We start from the raw sequence: 15411 nt of genomic DNA on the forward strand, positions 1-15411 counted from the left end.
ATGGAATTTGAAACCTTAAAGCTGGTCATCGAAGGCAATGTCGCCACCGTGACCCTGAACCGCCCGGACGTGCGCAACGCCTTCAACGAGACGACGATTGCCGAACTGGCGCGCGCCTTCGAGGGGCTGGGGCGCAGCGACATGGTGCGCGCCATCGTGCTGGCCGCGAATGGCGCGGCCTTTTGCGCCGGCGCGGACTTGAACTGGATGAAGAAGATGGCAGGCTACACGCATGCCGAAAACCAGGCCGACGCGCTGCAGCTGGCGCAGATGCTGCGCACGATTTACCTGTGTCCGAAACCCGTGGTGGCGAAGATCCAGGGCGACTGCTATGCGGGCGGCATGGGCCTCGTCGCCGCATGCGATATCATTCTGGTTGCGGAAGACGTGCATTTCTGCCTGAGCGAAGTGCGGCTGGGACTGATCCCGGCCACTATTTCACCGTATGTCATCAAGGCCATGGGCGAAAACGCGGCACGCCGCTATTTCCTGACGGCGGAGCGATTCTCCGCCCAGGAAGCGCTGCGCATCGGCTTTGCCCACGAGGTAGTCGAGGCAAGCGCGCTGGACGCGAAAACCGCCGAGGTACTGAAAGCCCTGACGGGCAACAGCCCGCACGCCGTGGCGCAAGCGAAAACGCTGGTGCGCGAGATCGTTGGCCAACCCGTCGATGACGCGCTGCTGGCGGACACCGCCGAGCGCATCGCGCAGATCCGCGCCTCGGAGCAGGGACGCGAAGGCGTGCAATCGTTCCTCGACAAGCGCAAGCCGGGTTGGCTCATGGGCTAGTTAATAGTCCAAAGCTCATGGACTAAGAAAATCATTGGAGCAGTTTTGAAAGCAGAAAAACAATCGGGCTGGGTCGAACGCAGTCTGCGCAGCGTGTGGCATCCGTGCACGCAAATGCAGCATCACGAGACGGTTCCCCTCATCCCCGTCAGCCATGGCCGCGGCGCCTGGCTGTATGACCACGAGGGCCGACGCTACCTGGACGCCATCAGCTCCTGGTGGGTGAACCTGTTCGGCCATGCCAACCCGCGCATCAATGCGGAACTCAAGGATCAACTGGACCGCCTGGAACACGCGATGCTGGCCGGTTTTACGCATCAACCGGTGATCGAGCTGTCGGAAAAGCTCTCCGCGCTCACCAATGGCGTGCTCGGTCACAGTTTTTATGCGTCCGATGGCGCCTCGGCCGTGGAAATCGCCCTGAAAATGAGTTTTCACGCCTGGCGCAACAGCGGCAAGGGTGAAAAGCAGGAATTCGTCTGTTTGAAGGGCAGCTACCACGGCGAAACCATCGGCGCCCTGGCCGTTACGGACGTGGCACTGTTCAAGGATGCCTACGGCCCCCTGCTGCGTGCCTCGCAGACGGTGATGTCGCCCGACTTCCGCCAGGCGGCAGACAACGAATCGGCGCAGGACGTGGCGCGCCGCGCCGCGGCCGACGTGGAACGGCTGTTCCAGGAAAAGTCCGAAAGAATCGCCGCCATCATCATCGAGCCGCTGGTGCAGTGCGCCACCGGCATGGCCATGCACGACCCGCTGTACCTGTCGCTCGTGCGCGCCCTGTGCGACCGCTATCAAGTCCATTTGATCCTCGACGAAATCGCCGTCGGCTGCGGCCGCACGGGCACCTTCTTTGCTTGCGAACAGGCCGGCATCTGGCCCGACTTCGTCTGCCTGTCCAAGGGCATCAGCGGCGGCTATTTGCCGCTGTCCCTCGTGATGACGCGCGAAGATATTTATCAAGCGTTCTACAGCACCGACGTGCGCCGCGGCTTTTTGCATTCGCACTCGTACACGGGCAATCCGCTGGCGTGCCGCGCGGCGCTGGCGACCCTGTCGATCTTCGAGGAAGACGATGTGCTGGCCACCAACCGCGAACGTGCCGGAAAAATCACGCGCGCCCTGGCGCCGCTGGCGCAGCACGAGCGCGTAAAACACTTCCGCCAGCAGGGCATGATCTGGGCGTTTGACGCCGTCGATGCGGCGCCCGATTTTTCGCGCCGCTTCTTCAGCACGGCGCTGGAACACGAACTGCTGATGCGCCCCATCGGCTCCACCGTCTACCTGATGCCGCCGTACATCCTCGACGACACAGAAATCGCGGGCCTGGGCCAGCAGACGCTGGCCGTCTTCAACAAAGTGATCGGAGCCTGAGATGGAACTGATCGCGCAATTGCAACAGCAGCTGCAAGGGCTGGAAGAGCGCAGCCTGATCCGCCGCCGCCGCACCGTCGACACGCCGTGCGCGCCGCGCCTGACGGTCGATGGGCGCGACATGCTGGCCTTCTGCAGCAATGACTACCTGGGCCTGGCGTCGCATCCGCGCATCGTCGATGCGCTGAAAGAGGGCGCCGACCTGTATGGCGCCGGCAGCGGCGCGTCGCACCTGATCAGTGGCCACAGCCGCGCCCACGCGCAACTGGAAGAACGCCTGGCCGCGTTTGTCGGCGCCAACCTGGAACAGGCGCGCGCACTGTATTTCTGCACCGGCTACATGGCCAACCTGGCTGTGATCACCGCCCTGGCGGCGGGCGATCCGGACGCGGAGATTTTCTCGGAAGCGCTGAACCACGCTTCGCTGATCGACGGCACGCGTTTGTCCCGCGTCAAGACGCGCGTGTATCCGCATGCGGATCTCGACGCCTTGGCGGCCCTGCTGGCGGAAAGCAAAGCCAAAACGAAAATCGTCGTCACCGACAGCGTCTTCAGCATGGATGGCGACCTGGCGCCGCTGCCCGCGCTGCTGGCCCTGTGCGAGCAGTATGGCGCCTGGCTGGTGGTCGACGATGCGCACGGCTTCGGCGCGCTGGGAGCCAATGGCCGCGGCGCGCTCGAACACTTCGGCCTGCATTCGCCCTACCTCGTGTATGTGGGAACGTTAGGGAAATCGGCTGGCGTGGGCGGCGCCTTCGTTTGCGCGCATGAAGCCGTGATCGAAACGCTGATCCAGAAGGCGCGCCCCTACATCTTCACCACGGCAGCCGCGCCCGCGCTGGCGCATGCGCTGCTGGCCAGCCTGGACATCATCGCCGGTGAAGAAGGAAAACAACGCCGGATGCACCTGGCCGCGCTGGTGGCGCAATGGAACGAGGGCTTGCAGCTGCAGCGCTGGCAAGCCTTGCCGTCGCTCTCCGCCATCCAGCCCGTCATCATCGGCGACAATGCGGACATGCTGGCCGTCGCCGCGAATCTGTACCAGCAAGGCCTGTGGGTCGGCGCCATCCGCCCGCCCACCGTCCCTGCCGGCACGGCGCGCCTGCGCGTAACCCTGTCGGCCGGCCATACGGCGCAGGAAGTGGCGCAATTGATCAACGCAGTCAACACCCTGGAAAGGACTCGCCATGAGCCTTGATGACCCTATCGTGGCGGACGTGCTGGCGGACCTGGCGCCGGCCGTGCAGCCGGCACCGGCCACTATCGGCCTGCCCTCGCGCTTTGCCTGTTTCGTCACCGGCACCGACACGGAAATCGGCAAGACCTTGACGTCGTCGGCCCTGCTGCACGCGCTGGTGGCGCGCGGCGTGCGCGCCTGCGGCATGAAGCCCGTGGCCGCCGGCGCCGAGATGCGCGACGGCGAACTGCATAATGAAGACGCCGACAGCCTGATCGCCGCCGGCAACGTCACCATGCTGCGCAGCCTGACGACGCCCTACATGCTGAAGGAACCGGCCGCGCCGCACATCGCCGCCGCGCTCGAAGGCGTGAGCATCGAGTCCGTACCGATCCTGGCCGCCTACCTGGAAATCGCCGCCGCGTCGGACGCCGTCGTGGTCGAAGGCGTGGGCGGTTTCCGCGTGCCGCTGTCGCCCGGTTTCGATTCGGCCGACCTGGCGCAGCAGCTCGATTTGCCCGTGATCCTCGTGGTCGGCATGCGTCTGGGCTGCATCAGCCAGGCCTTGCTGACGGTGGAAGCCATCGAGGCGCGTGGCCTGACGGTGATCGGCTGGGTCGCCAACACCTTGGAAGTGGAAATGCGCTTCCTCGACGAAAATATCGATGCGCTGATCGAGCGCATCCCGGCGCCGCTGCTGGGCAGGGTGCCGCGCCTGGCGCAACCCACTGCGGAAGCGGCGGCCGCGTATCTCGATTTCACCGGCTTGCCCAACTGGCCGGCGCAGCATCCCAACACTTAAACGCATTCAAAAATAGAAACGAAGGAATCACATGTCTCACGTCCAAGAAGCAGCAAAAACCGTCGAACTGCACCGCCCAGCGGCGCGCATCACCGTGCCGGAAGCGGCCACCTGGCCCGTCGCCGACGTGCTGGCCCTGTTCGACCTGCCATTCAATGACTTGATGTTCAAGGCCCAGCAAACCCACCGCGTCAACTTCCCCGACGGCGACGTGGAACTGGCGACCCTGTTGTCGATCAAGACCGGCGGCTGCGAGGAAGACTGCGGCTACTGCCCGCAGGCGGCCCGCTACGACACGGGCGTGGAAGCGAAGAAAATCCTCGACATCGACACGGTGCTCGACGCGGCCCGCCAGGCGAAAGCCAATGGCGCCACGCGCTTCTGCATGGGCGCCGCCTGGCGCGGCCCGAAGGATCGCGACATGGACAAAGTCGAAGAGATGGTCAGCAAAGTGAAAGCGCTGGGCCTGGAAACCTGCGCCACCCTGGGCATGCTGGAAGAAGGACAAGCGGACCGCCTGAAAAACGCGGGCCTGGACTTCTACAACCATAACCTCGATACGGCGCCCGAGTTCTACGACAACGTCATCTCGACGCGCGAATACCAGGACCGCCTCGATACCTTGGGCCGCGTGCGCGAAGCGGGCTTGAAAGTATGCTGCGGCGGGATCGTCGGCATGGGCGAGACGCGCTTGCAGCGCGCGGGCCTGATCGCTCAGCTGGCCAATCTGAATCCGTACCCGGAATCGGTGCCCGTCAACCACCTGGTGCAGGTGGAAGGCACGCCTTTGTTCGGCCTGGAAGCGCTGGACCCGTTCGAATTCGTGCGCACGATCGCCGTGGCCCGCATCACCATGCCGAAAGCGCGCGTGCGTCTGTCGGCCGGCCGCCGCCAGATGGGCGAAGCCGTACAGGCGATGTGCTTCCTGGCTGGCGCCAATTCCATCTTCTACGGCGACAAGCTGCTCACCACCGACAACCCGGAAGCGGAAGACGACCGCGTCTTGTTGAACAAACTGGGCTTGCAGACACGCGGCGCCATGCTCGAATCGGTACAGAAAGAGAAGTGCGGCTGCTGATCCAGCCCTGTCGGGTTACGCCGTGCCGACTAACCCGACCTACGAATACCGCCTCACCAATGCGTAGGTCGGCTTAGCGCAAAGCGCGTAAGCCGACACGCCAGCACACAACGTCCATGACAAGAGACAGCTGCCCCTTTTTGAGAGAATAGAGAGAGAGAGACCATGTTCACTAAAATCCTGATCGCCAACCGCGGCGAAATCGCTTGCCGTGTCGCCGCTACCGCGCGCCGCATGGGCATCCAGACCGTCGCCGTGTATTCGGAAGCGGACGCCAACGCCAAGCACGTCGCCGTCTGCGACGAAGCGGTGCTGATCGGCCCCGCGCCGGCCAAGGAAAGCTATCTGTGCGGCGACAAGATCATCGCCGTGGCGCTGGCCACTGGCGCCCAAGCGATCCACCCCGGCTACGGCTTTTTGTCCGAAAACGCCGACTTCGCCGACGCCTGCCACGCGGCGGGCCTGGTCTTCATCGGCCCGCCGGCATCCGCCATGCGCGCCATGGGCTCGAAATCAGCCGCCAAGTCGCTGATGGAAAAAGCGAACGTGCCGCTGGTGCCCGGCTACCACGGCGAGAATCAGGATGCGGAATTTTTGCACGGCCAGGCCGACAAGATCGGCTATCCCGTGCTGCTGAAGGCTTCGGCCGGCGGCGGCGGCAAGGGCATGCGCGTCATTGAAAACAGCGCCGACTTCAAGGCGGCGCTGGCCTCGTGCAAGCGCGAAGCGATCAGCTCTTTCGGCGACGACAAGGTGCTGGCCGAGAAATACCTGTCGCGTCCGCGGCATATCGAAATCCAGGTGTTTGCCGACACGCTCGGCAACTGCATCTACCTGTTCGAGCGCGATTGCTCGGTGCAGCGCCGTCACCAGAAGGTGCTGGAAGAAGCGCCGGCGCCGGGCATGCCGGCGGACCGCCGCGCCGCCATGGGCGAAGCGGCCGTCGCCGCCGCCAAGGCCGTCGGCTACGTGGGCGCGGGCACGGTGGAATTCATCGCCAACCAGGATGGCTCGTTCTACTTCATGGAGATGAACACGCGCCTGCAGGTGGAACATCCGGTAACGGAAATGATCACCGGCACCGACCTGGTGGAATGGCAATTGCGCGTCGCCTTTGGCGAGCCGCTGCCGAAAAAACAGAATGAATTGACGATCCACGGCCACGCCATCGAGGCGCGCATCTATGCGGAAAACCCGGAAAAGGGTTTCTTGCCATCGATCGGCACCCTGCGCCACATGCAGTCGCCGCAAGCCGTGACGTTCGAACTGGGTGGCACGTTGGTGCCGGCCGCCGTGCGCATCGATTCGGGCGTGCGCGAAGGCGACGCCATCTCGCCGTTCTACGACCCGATGATCGCCAAGCTGATCGTCTGGGGCGCGGACCGCCGCGAAGCGCTGGCGCGCATGGCGCAGGCGCTGGCCGACTACCAGATCGTGGGCCTGGCCAGCAATATCGCCTTCCTGAAACGCCTGGTCGAAGGCCAGGCATTCAGCTCGGCCGATCTCGATACGGGCCTCATCGAGCGCAATCAAGCGTCGCTGTTCCCCGCCCTGCAGGCGGCGCCCGACACGGCCCTGGCGCTGGCGTCCGTCGCCCTGCTGCTGGAAGAAAAAACGGCCGCCGAAGCGCAGTCGGCCAACCGCGCCGACCCGTGGGGCAATGCCCTGGGCTGGCGCTTGAACAGCACCCTGGGGCGCAGCCTGTCGTTCGCCGATGAATTCGCGCTGGCCGGCGACAGCAAGGCCTATGCCGCGCGCATCGCCTACAAGACCGATGGCTGGCTGTTCAACGGCCAGCCTCTCACCTTGACGGCGCGCACAGGCAACGAGCTGCACATCAAGCTGGGCGAGCGTGCCGTGCATGGCACGGTGCTGCGCGACGGCGAGCAGTTCCACGTATTCACCAGCGGCTTGCACTATACGCTGCACTACAGCGACCCGATGGCCCATGCGGGTGAAACGGAAGCGGAGGGCGGCCGCCTGACGGCGCCGATGCCGGGCAAGGTCGTCGCTGTGCTGGTCAACAAAGGCCAGGATGTTAAAAAGGGCGAACCGCTGGTCATCATGGAAGCGATGAAGATGGAGCACACGATCGCCGCGCCGCACGACGGCCTGGTGGAAGACGTGCTGTATGCGGTCGGCGACCAGGTGGCCGATGGCGCGCCGCTGCTGGCCTTCAAGGCTGCCGCATAGAGGCTGGCACGATGCGCATCCTTTTACAACGTTCGGATGGCAAGGAAGCGGCGTGGATCGCCGATTTTAAAGACTTGCTGCCCGAAGCTGAAATCCACTTCTGGCGCGAAGGCGAGGCGGTCGCGCCCTGCGACTACGCCGTCGTGTGGCAGCCGCCGGCCGCCATGCTGCCCGAGCTGGCCAACGTCAAAGCCATCTTCAATACGGGCGCCGGCGTCGACGCGCTGTTGAAATTCGGCGAGGCGCTGCCCGCGCACGTGCCGCTGGTGCGCCTCGACGACGCGGGCATGGGCGTGCAGATGGCCGAGTATGTGAGCCACGCCGTGCTGCGCCACTTCCGCCGTTTCGACGACTACGAGGCGCAGGGCCGCGCCGGCATCTGGCAGCCGCTGCCCGCCTTCGACAAGATGGATTTCCCCGTCGGCGTGCTGGGCATGGGCGTGCTGGGCATGCGCGTGCTGCAAGCGCTGGCGCAATTCGAATTTCCCTTGCGTGGCTGGAGCCGCAGCCAGAAGCACGTCGATGGCGTCGCATGCTTTACGGGCGAGGAAGGGCTCGATGCCTTCTTGCGCGGCACGCGCGTGCTCGTGTGCATGCTGCCGCTCACGCCGGACACGCACAACCTGCTCGACCGCGCGCGCCTGTCGATGCTGCTGCCAGGCGCCTACATCATCAACGTGGCGCGCGGCGCGCATCTGGCCGAACCGGATCTGCTGACCCTGATCCGCTCCGGGCATATCGCCGGGGCGACCCTCGACGTGTTCCGCAACGAGCCGCTGCCGCAGCAGCACCCGTTCTGGCAAGAACCGCGCATCACCATCACGCCGCATATTTCGGCCGCTACCCTGCGCCGCGAAAGCGTGGCGCAGATCGCCGCCAAGATGCGCCGCCTGCACGCCGGAGACGTGGTCGCCGGCATCGTCAACCGTTTGCAAGGATATTGAGATGAACCCTACTACCAGTTTGCCCAAGCAGGTCAAGATCGTCGAAGTGGGGCCGCGCGACGGCCTGCAAAACGAGAAGGAAACCATCAGTGCCGCCGTCAAAATCGAGCTGGTCGACCGCCTGACCCTGGCCGGCTTTGCCAATATCGAGGCGGCGTCCTTCGTCTCGCCGAAATGGGTGCCGCAGATGGCCACCAGCGCGGAAGTGATGGAGAGAATCGCGCGCCGCTCCGGCACGATTTATTCGGCGCTGACGCCGAACATGCAGGGTTTCGAGGCCGCGCTGGCGGCAAAGGCCGATGAAGTGGTGATCTTCGGCTCGGCCTCCGAGGCGTTCTCGCAAAAGAACATCAATTGCTCGATCGCCGAATCGATCGCCCGCTTCGAAGGCGTGGCGAAGGCAGCCAAGGAACACGGCCTGCGCCTGCGCGGCAGCATCAGCTGCGCCTTCGGCTGCCCCTACCAGGGAGACGTGCCGCTCGACGCCGTGGCCGACGTGGTGGGCCGCATGCGCGACCTTGGTTGCGACGAGATCGACATCGCCGACACCATCGGCGTGGCCACGCCGAGAAAGACGCAGGCGGTGATGCAGCGCGCCATCGCGGCTTTCCACGTGGGCGGCCTGTCCGGCCACTTCCACGACACCTACGGCCAGGCGCTGGCGAACATCTACGCCAGCCTGGAAACGGGCATTACGATCTATCACTCGTCCGTCTCGGGCCTGGGCGGCTGCCCGTACGCCAAGGGCGCCACCGGCAACGTGGCAACAGAAGACGTGCTGTACATGATGCAGGGACTGGGCATCGCCACCGGCATCGACCTGGACCTGGTGGTCGATGCGGGCCAGTTCATTGCGCAGCAGCTGGGGCGCAAGGGCTCCAGCCGCGCCGGCAATGCACTGGCGGCGAAACGCCTCGCGGCGTAGGTCGGGTTAGCGCGTAGCGCTTAACCCGACAACAATGTTGGCCATGATCCTGGTGTTGTCGGATTACGCGCTTGCGCGCTAATCCGACCTACGTCGACCTACCCGAACCGTACAGACGAAAAAAAACCCAAGAGCCGAAACTCTTGGGTTTTTTTCTACAAATTTGGTCGGAGTACAAGGATTCGAACCTTGGACCCCCTGGTCCCAAACCAGGTGCGCTACCGGGCTGCGCCACACTCCGAAGACCAAGATAATACAGGCCGTATCGACTTCGGTCAAGGGTCAGGTGAAACTCTGTGTAAATTATTTACGCGCGGCACTGGGACTCATGTATTTTTCAAAACGATTGAAGTATGCGACACTGGGTTTGCAAGTTTTCCCGATCAGACATGAAGGCGACGACGGCAATGGAGTTCAGGATAGAAAGAAGCAGCGGCGGCGGCCAGCCCATGCCAAATCGCCGCGGCATCGCGCTGGGCGTCGGCGTGTCCTTGCTGCTGCATGGCGCCTTGATCTATCTGTGGCGCCACGTCCAGCCGCCTGTGCCGCCGGACACGGCCCCGCGCGTGGAATCGATCGCCGTGTGGATACGTCCACTGGCCGCCAAGCCGCCCCCGCCGCCTGTCGAGGTCGTCAAGCCGAAGCGCGAACCCAAGCCCATCAGCAAGCAGAAACGCGCCGCTGTCCGGGAAACGCCGGCGGCAGCCACCGCGCCGGCATCCAGCCCGCAAGCCATCACGGTGGTGCCGGCCTCACCAGCCACGCCGACGGCCAGTCCCGACACCTTCAGGCAAGAAACTGCGGAAACGCCGAAATTCGACATGGAAGCGGCCAGGAAGACGGCGCGCAAGATGGCGGGCGAGCGCGATCCGTCCAAGGTGGGCACGGCCGTGGGGCAAATCCCCGACAAGCCCCTGCAAACGGAAAGCCAGCTGGCGCGCGACATCGCGCAAGGCAAGCGCGGCGATTGCCGCACCGCCTATTCCGGCGCAGGCTTGCTGGCGCCCGTGCTGATGTTGCTGGACAAGAAGGATAGCGGCTGCAAGTGGTGATGGCCTGCTTGACTATACCCATATTGGGTACTAACATACCCAATATGGGTACTTTCGCAGACACATTGTTTTCCAAGACACAGCAGCGCGTGCTGGCTTTGCTCTTTGGCCAGGCACAACGGTCTTTCTATGCGAATGAAATCATCGCCTTCGCGGCCATCGGCTCGGGCGCCGTGCAACGCGAACTGGCCAAGCTGGTGAAATCGGCCCTGGTGACCGTCAAGAAAGTGGGCAACCAGAAGCATTACCAGGCGAATCACGATGCGCCGATCTTCGACGAGCTGCGCAGCATTGTGCTGAAAACCTTTGGCGTCGCCGATGTGCTTCGCGTGGCCCTGCAACCGTATTGGCAAGAAATCGACCTGGCCTTTGTGTACGGTTCGATGGCCAAGGGCACGGAACAGGCGCACAGCGACATCGACCTGATGGTCATCGGCAGCATGGCATCGAATGCCCAGTTGCTGGCAGCGCTGCAGCCTGCGCAACAGCAGCTGGGCCGCAGCATCAACCCGACCTTGTATACGCGGGAAGAATGGCGGCAAAGAATAGACGACGGCAAGTCGTTCGCCGTGCGCATCCTCGAACAGCCCAAGATTTTTGTCAAAGGGGCCAACGATGACCTCACCGAACTCACAGGCGCTGGCGAACCTGGCGCGCATCGGCCAGCTCAAGGCTGAGCCAGCGGACGCACGCGAACGCGCAGGCTTGCTGCGCTCGGCCACCGTGCGCCTGCGCGATGCCAGGCAGCAGATACTGTCGCTGGAAAGCCGCTTCGACCTCGCGTATAACGCGGCACACGCGGCGGCCCTGTCTGCGCTGCGTCAACATGGTTATCGCAGCGACAACCGCTATCTCGTCTTTCAAAGCCTGGAACACACGCTGGGTTTCACGCCGCAGCAATGGCTGCTATTCAATCAGGCGCACCGGAAGCGCAACCTGGCGGAATACGAGGGCGATCTCGATGTCACACAGGGTTTTGTCGACGAGTTGATCGAGCACGTGGAACAATTGCTTGCGGCGGCAAGTGCACTCAATGTCCAGCCGCCAAGCTAATCGCCTTATTCCTGCCCCTTCAACTGCAACGCCCGCTCATACAGGGCGTTTTTCTTGCGCCCCGTGATTTGCGCCGTCAGATTCGCCGCCTGCTTGACGCTGCATTCGGCCAGCAGGATGTTGAGGATGCGTTCCGCTTCCACGTCTTCCGCATCCTGCGCTTGCGTGGCGCCTTCCAGCAGGACGACGAACTCTCCCTTTTCGCGGTGCGCGTCGGCACGGATCCAGCTTTCCGCTTCCGACAGGGGGCAGCGGTGGATTTCCTCGAACAGTTTCGTCAGCTCGCGCGCGAATACCACCTGGCGCGTCGGTTCGAACGCTTCCACCAGGGCCGTGGCGCAATCGAGGATGCGGTGCGGCGCTTCATAGAACACCATGGTCGCCGTCACGCCGCGCAGGCTGTGCAAGATGTTTTCGCGCTGCTTGGCCTTGGCAGGCAGGAAGCCGACAAAGTAAAACTGGTCATTCAACAGGCCGCTGGCGGAAATGGCCGTGATCGCCGCCGACGGGCCGGGCAGGGGCAGCACGCGCAAACCGGCCGCGCGCACGGCGTCGACGATGCGCGCGCCGGGGTCGGACACGGCGGGCGTGCCCGCGTCGGAAACGAGGGCGATGCGCTCGCCCGCGTGCAGGCGCGCGATCAGGGTCTGCGCCACTTCGCGCTCGTTATGTTGATGCGCCGCAATCAATGGCTTGTTCAAGCCGAAGCGCGTCAGCAGGTGCGCCGTGTTGCGCGTATCTTCACAGGCGACGGCGTCGGCAAGGCTCAGCAAGTGCAGCGCGCGCAGGCTGATATCGGTCACATTACCGATGGGCGTGGCCACTATATACAATGTTGCGATAGGATAGACCTGGTGCGCCGCCTCTGTCATGATGGGCAGGCTGGCGATGGAACTGATTTCTTGTACGGTCATTTTGGAGGTTGAATGCTTGCTAATAGTGTGAAGTTACTGCTTGTTTGTGCCGCGACCGGCATGCTGAGCGCTTGCAGCACGCCTTGCGACGCGCCCGGGCAATTGTGCGCGCCTATTGAATCTAACACAAGGGCGCTGCCGCCACCGAAGCCGCTGCCGCCTCCCGTGCCGCCCAAGCCGCCCGCGCCCGAACCGGTGACGTTTGCCGTGGCCGTGCCCGATATTACCGCGTACGACGGCAGCGGCGCGCCGCTGGCGCCCACCGCCACCAAGCCGGCAACGGGCACGCCGCAGGACATGCCGGCCGCCACGGCACCGGCGCCATCCGACGGCAATCTGCACCATATCGGCCTGCTGCTGCCGCTGCGCTCGGCGTCCCTGGGTCCGGCTGCCGAACTGCTGCGCGCCGGCTTCATGGCCGCGTATGAGCGCGACCGCAGCGGCTTCGAAGTAACGGTGATCGACACGGGCGACGGCAGCAGCGACGTGCTGAACAAGTTTGCGCAAGCGCAAGAGGAACAGGACGTCGTCGTCGGACCGTTGTCGCGCTCGGCCGTGACGGCCGTGGCGAACAGCGATCTGGTACGCAAGCCGACGATCGCCCTGAACCACCCGGACAACCGCGGCGAAGCGCGTCTGCCGGCCAAGCTGCTGGTGATGGGCTTGTCGATCGAGGCGGAAGCGCGCCAGGTCGCCGCCTGGGCCGCCAGCGAACAGCCGGGCGCCAGCGCGCTGATCCTGTCGGCCGGTTCGCCTTCGCAGCGCCGCATCAGCGCCGCCTTCAAGCAGGAATGGCTGCGCCAGGGCGGCAAGGTCGATGTGATGGACTTGACGGCCACGAATGGCTACCTGAGCGATGCGGAACTGGTGCAGCTGCGCGCGCGCCTGGCCGCGACGCCGCCGGGCCTGCTGTTTGCCGCGCTCGACGCCGACCAGGCGCGCCAGCTGCGCGTGGCCATCGGCAACGACCTGCCCCTGTATGGCACCTCGTCACTGAACCCCGGCGCCGGGCGCGGCGCCAGCGGCCCCGAGCTCGATGGCGCGCGCCTGCTGGACCTGCCTTGGCAAGTGCAGCGCGACCATCCGCAAGTGATGGTGTATCCGCAACCGCCGCAACCGGCCGACGCCCGCCTGACGGCCGACATGGAACGCCTGTACGCGCTGGGCATCGACGCCTTCCGCGTGGCGCGCGAAGTGGCGCTGCGGCCAAACGCGCCATTCACGCTCGACGGCGTGACGGGCCGCCTGGCCGTGCGCTTTGAGAATGATCAAAGCGTGTTCGAACGCACGGAACAGGCCGCCACCTACCAGCAGGGCGTGCTGGGCACCTGGCCACCGGCTCCGCCTGCCGCGCCGCCGGTACAATAAGGACACCGCCATGCCGCCCTTCTGGAACAAACGGGAACGGGGACGGCAGGGGGAAGACGATGCGCTCGCGTATCTGTTGCTGCAAGGCTTGGTGCTGCTGGAACGCAATTATCTTTGCAAGGGCGGCGAACTGGACCTGATCATGCGCGATGGGCCGTCCGTCGTCTTCGTCGAAGTGCGGCTGCGCAGCAGTGCCAGCTTCGGCGGCGCCCTGGCCAGCATCACGCCCGCCAAGCAGCGGCGCATGGTGGTGGCCGCGCAAACCTGGCTGCTGGGACAAAAAACCGTGCCGCCATGCCGCTTCGACGCACTGGCCATCGATGGCGGGCGCATCAGCTGGCTGAAGAACATCCTCGATATGTAAGCATTTTTAACAGTGCTTGTCCGCCATGCCGCGCGCCTGCACTATAATCGGCAGACTATGAATAATCAACGCATCCTCTCGCACTTCCACGAAAGTGCCGAACTCAAGATCCAGGCAGCCACCGTACTGGCGCAACCCATTGCGCAGGCGATCGACCTGATGTTTTATGCATTGTCCAACGGCAACAAGATCCTCGCCTGCGGCAACGGCGGTTCCGCCGCCGATTGCCAGCATTTCGCGGCCGAGCTGGTCGGGCGCTTCGAACGCGAGCGCTTTCCGCTGCCGGCCCTGGCGCTGACGACGGATACGTCGATCCTGACGGCCGTGGCCAACGACTACAGCTACCGCGAGATCTTCTCGAAGCAGGTGCAGGCCTTCGGCCAGGCCGGCGACATCCTGCTGGCCATCTCCACGTCGGGCAATTCGGCCAACGTGATGGCCGCCGTGGAAGCGGCGCTCGAGCGCGAAATGCGCGTCGTGGCGCTGACGGGCAAGGACGGCGGCGCCATCGGCAAGATGCTGACGGACGCCGACGTGCATATCTGCGTGCCGGCCGAGCGCACGGCGCGCATCCAGGAAGTCCACCTGACCACCATACATTGCATCTGCGACGGCATCGACGTCGCGCTATTCGGAGGAGACGTGAATGACTAAATTCGGTACTGGCCCAGGCTGGAAACGCGTACAACGCCCGCTGGCCACCGCACTGCTGTGCGGCGCCATGCTCACTTCGCTCACCGGCTGCATCGAATTGATGGTCGGCGGCGCGGTGATGGGCGGCGTTGCCGCGGCGGACCGCCGCACCCTGGGCGCCCAGACCGAAGACAAGTCGATCGCCGTCAAGGGCGAGGCGCGCATCCCGTCCATCGTCGGCGATGCGGGCCACGTGAATGTCACCAGCTTCAACCGCCGCGTCCTGCTGACGGGCGAAGTGCGCGACGAGGCGATGAAAAATGCCGTCGAGCGCGAAGTGCGCAATATCGAAGGCGTGGAATCGGTGGCCAATGAGTTGATCATCGCCGGACCGGCCAGCTATACCTCGCGCTCGAACGACGCGCTGATCACCACCAAGGTCAAGGCCAGCCTGGTCGACATGAAAACCATCTCGGCCGCCTCGTTCAAGGTCGTCACGGAAAACGGCACCGTCTTCCTGATGGGCCGCGTGACCCAGCGCGAAGGCACGGTCGCGGCCGACGTGGCGCGCGGCGTGGGCGGCGTGCAGAAAGTGGTCAAGCTGTTCGACTACATTTCGGAAGCGGAACTGAAGCAATTGCAGCCCGATCCGCCGCAGCAGCGCACGACCAGCACGGTCAGCGATACGGTCCAGCAATAAACGCCTCCGCCGTTTGACCTACGGCGCCAGACTGGCGATGCGTCT

16 protein-coding genes and 1 tRNA gene are annotated in these 15411 nt (G+C 64.4%); 15 read left to right on the forward strand and 2 right to left on the reverse strand.

Translation table 11 applies throughout. The features are described from left to right. The 8 genes from JAB4_RS00935 (at window position 1) to JAB4_RS00970 (ending at window position 9282) form a co-directional block, all read left to right on the forward strand. Window positions 1-789, forward strand: a complete 789-nt coding sequence (locus tag JAB4_RS00935; RefSeq protein ID WP_070223170.1) for an enoyl-CoA hydratase/isomerase family protein — start codon at window positions 1-3, stop codon at window positions 787-789. A 45-nt stretch (window positions 790-834) separates the two neighbouring features. After that, window positions 835-2163: an adenosylmethionine--8-amino-7-oxononanoate transaminase gene (bioA, locus tag JAB4_RS00940; protein ID WP_070223171.1), complete on the forward strand. Its 1329-nt coding sequence runs from the start codon at window positions 835-837 to the stop codon at window positions 2161-2163. Between the two features lies 1 nt (window position 2164). Further along, window positions 2165-3361, forward strand: a complete 1197-nt coding sequence (gene bioF, locus JAB4_RS00945; RefSeq protein ID WP_070223172.1) for an 8-amino-7-oxononanoate synthase — start codon at window positions 2165-2167, stop codon at window positions 3359-3361. Next, window positions 3351-4142, forward strand: a complete 792-nt coding sequence (bioD, locus tag JAB4_RS00950) for a dethiobiotin synthase (RefSeq protein WP_070223173.1) — start codon at window positions 3351-3353, stop codon at window positions 4140-4142. Before bioF ends, bioD begins: the two co-directional genes overlap by 11 nt. 31 nt (window positions 4143-4173) lie before the next feature. Continuing rightward, window positions 4174-5220, forward strand: a complete 1047-nt coding sequence (gene bioB, locus JAB4_RS00955) for a biotin synthase BioB (protein ID WP_070223174.1) — start codon at window positions 4174-4176, stop codon at window positions 5218-5220. A gap of 165 nt (window positions 5221-5385) precedes the next feature. After that, window positions 5386-7413: an acetyl/propionyl/methylcrotonyl-CoA carboxylase subunit alpha gene (locus tag JAB4_RS00960; RefSeq protein WP_070223176.1), complete on the forward strand. Its 2028-nt coding sequence runs from the start codon at window positions 5386-5388 to the stop codon at window positions 7411-7413. A gap of 11 nt (window positions 7414-7424) precedes the next feature. Then, a complete protein-coding gene (locus JAB4_RS00965; protein WP_070223178.1) occupies window positions 7425-8357 on the forward strand; it encodes a glyoxylate/hydroxypyruvate reductase A in 933 nt (310 codons plus the stop codon). A gap of 1 nt (window position 8358) precedes the next feature. Then, window positions 8359-9282 carry a hydroxymethylglutaryl-CoA lyase gene (locus tag JAB4_RS00970; RefSeq protein WP_070223180.1) on the forward strand — a complete coding sequence of 308 codons (924 nt, stop codon included), beginning with the start codon at window positions 8359-8361 and terminating at the stop codon, window positions 9280-9282. Between the two features lie 164 nt (window positions 9283-9446). Here JAB4_RS00970 and JAB4_RS00975 read toward each other — a convergent pair. Continuing rightward, window positions 9447-9523 (reverse strand) — tRNA-Pro (locus tag JAB4_RS00975). 208 nt (window positions 9524-9731) lie between these two features. Here JAB4_RS00975 and JAB4_RS00980 point away from each other — a divergent pair. The 3 genes from JAB4_RS00980 to JAB4_RS00990 are packed head-to-tail and all read left to right on the forward strand — an operon-like array spanning window position 9732 to window position 11387. Continuing rightward, window positions 9732-10334 (forward strand): hypothetical protein, encoded by a 603-nt coding sequence (locus JAB4_RS00980; protein WP_070223182.1) that lies wholly within the window; start codon window positions 9732-9734, stop codon window positions 10332-10334. A gap of 44 nt (window positions 10335-10378) precedes the next feature. Further along, the gene (locus JAB4_RS00985) at window positions 10379-11011 is read left to right on the forward strand and encodes a nucleotidyltransferase domain-containing protein (protein ID WP_070223184.1); all 633 of its coding nucleotides are present in this window, start codon (window positions 10379-10381) and stop codon (window positions 11009-11011) included. After that, a complete protein-coding gene (locus JAB4_RS00990) occupies window positions 10950-11387 on the forward strand; it encodes a hypothetical protein (protein WP_070223186.1) in 438 nt (145 codons plus the stop codon). Before JAB4_RS00985 ends, JAB4_RS00990 begins: the two co-directional genes overlap by 62 nt. A gap of 5 nt (window positions 11388-11392) precedes the next feature. Here the strand turns inward: JAB4_RS00990 and rsmI are convergent, their stop codons facing one another. Beyond that, window positions 11393-12301: a 16S rRNA (cytidine(1402)-2'-O)-methyltransferase gene (rsmI, locus tag JAB4_RS00995; RefSeq protein ID WP_070223188.1), complete on the reverse strand. Its 909-nt coding sequence runs from the start codon at window positions 12299-12301 to the stop codon at window positions 11393-11395. A gap of 165 nt (window positions 12302-12466) precedes the next feature. Between rsmI and JAB4_RS01000 the strand changes: the two genes are divergently transcribed. From JAB4_RS01000 to JAB4_RS01015, 4 genes are read left to right on the forward strand one after another with little or no spacing between them, the layout of a single operon-like run. Next, window positions 12467-13669: a penicillin-binding protein activator gene (locus JAB4_RS01000; RefSeq protein ID WP_083287350.1), complete on the forward strand. Its 1203-nt coding sequence runs from the start codon at window positions 12467-12469 to the stop codon at window positions 13667-13669. Window positions 13670-13679: 10 nt separating this feature from the next. Then, on the forward strand, window positions 13680-14033 hold the full coding sequence (locus JAB4_RS01005; RefSeq protein WP_070223192.1) for a YraN family protein: 354 nt from the start codon (window positions 13680-13682) through the stop codon (window positions 14031-14033). Window positions 14034-14090: 57 nt separating this feature from the next. Continuing rightward, entirely contained in the window at window positions 14091-14687 is a 597-nt protein-coding gene (locus JAB4_RS01010) for a phosphoheptose isomerase (protein WP_034752465.1), read from the forward strand. Beyond that, window positions 14680-15366, forward strand: coding sequence for a BON domain-containing protein (locus JAB4_RS01015; RefSeq protein WP_070223194.1), 687 nt, complete (start codon window positions 14680-14682; stop codon window positions 15364-15366). The genes JAB4_RS01010 and JAB4_RS01015 overlap by 8 nt, the downstream gene beginning before the upstream one ends. The last annotated feature ends 45 nt before the right edge of the window (window positions 15367-15411 follow it).

This window comes from Janthinobacterium sp. HH102 (assembly GCF_001758625.2).
In the GTDB taxonomy this organism is placed as follows: domain Bacteria; phylum Pseudomonadota; class Gammaproteobacteria; order Burkholderiales; family Burkholderiaceae_D; genus Janthinobacterium.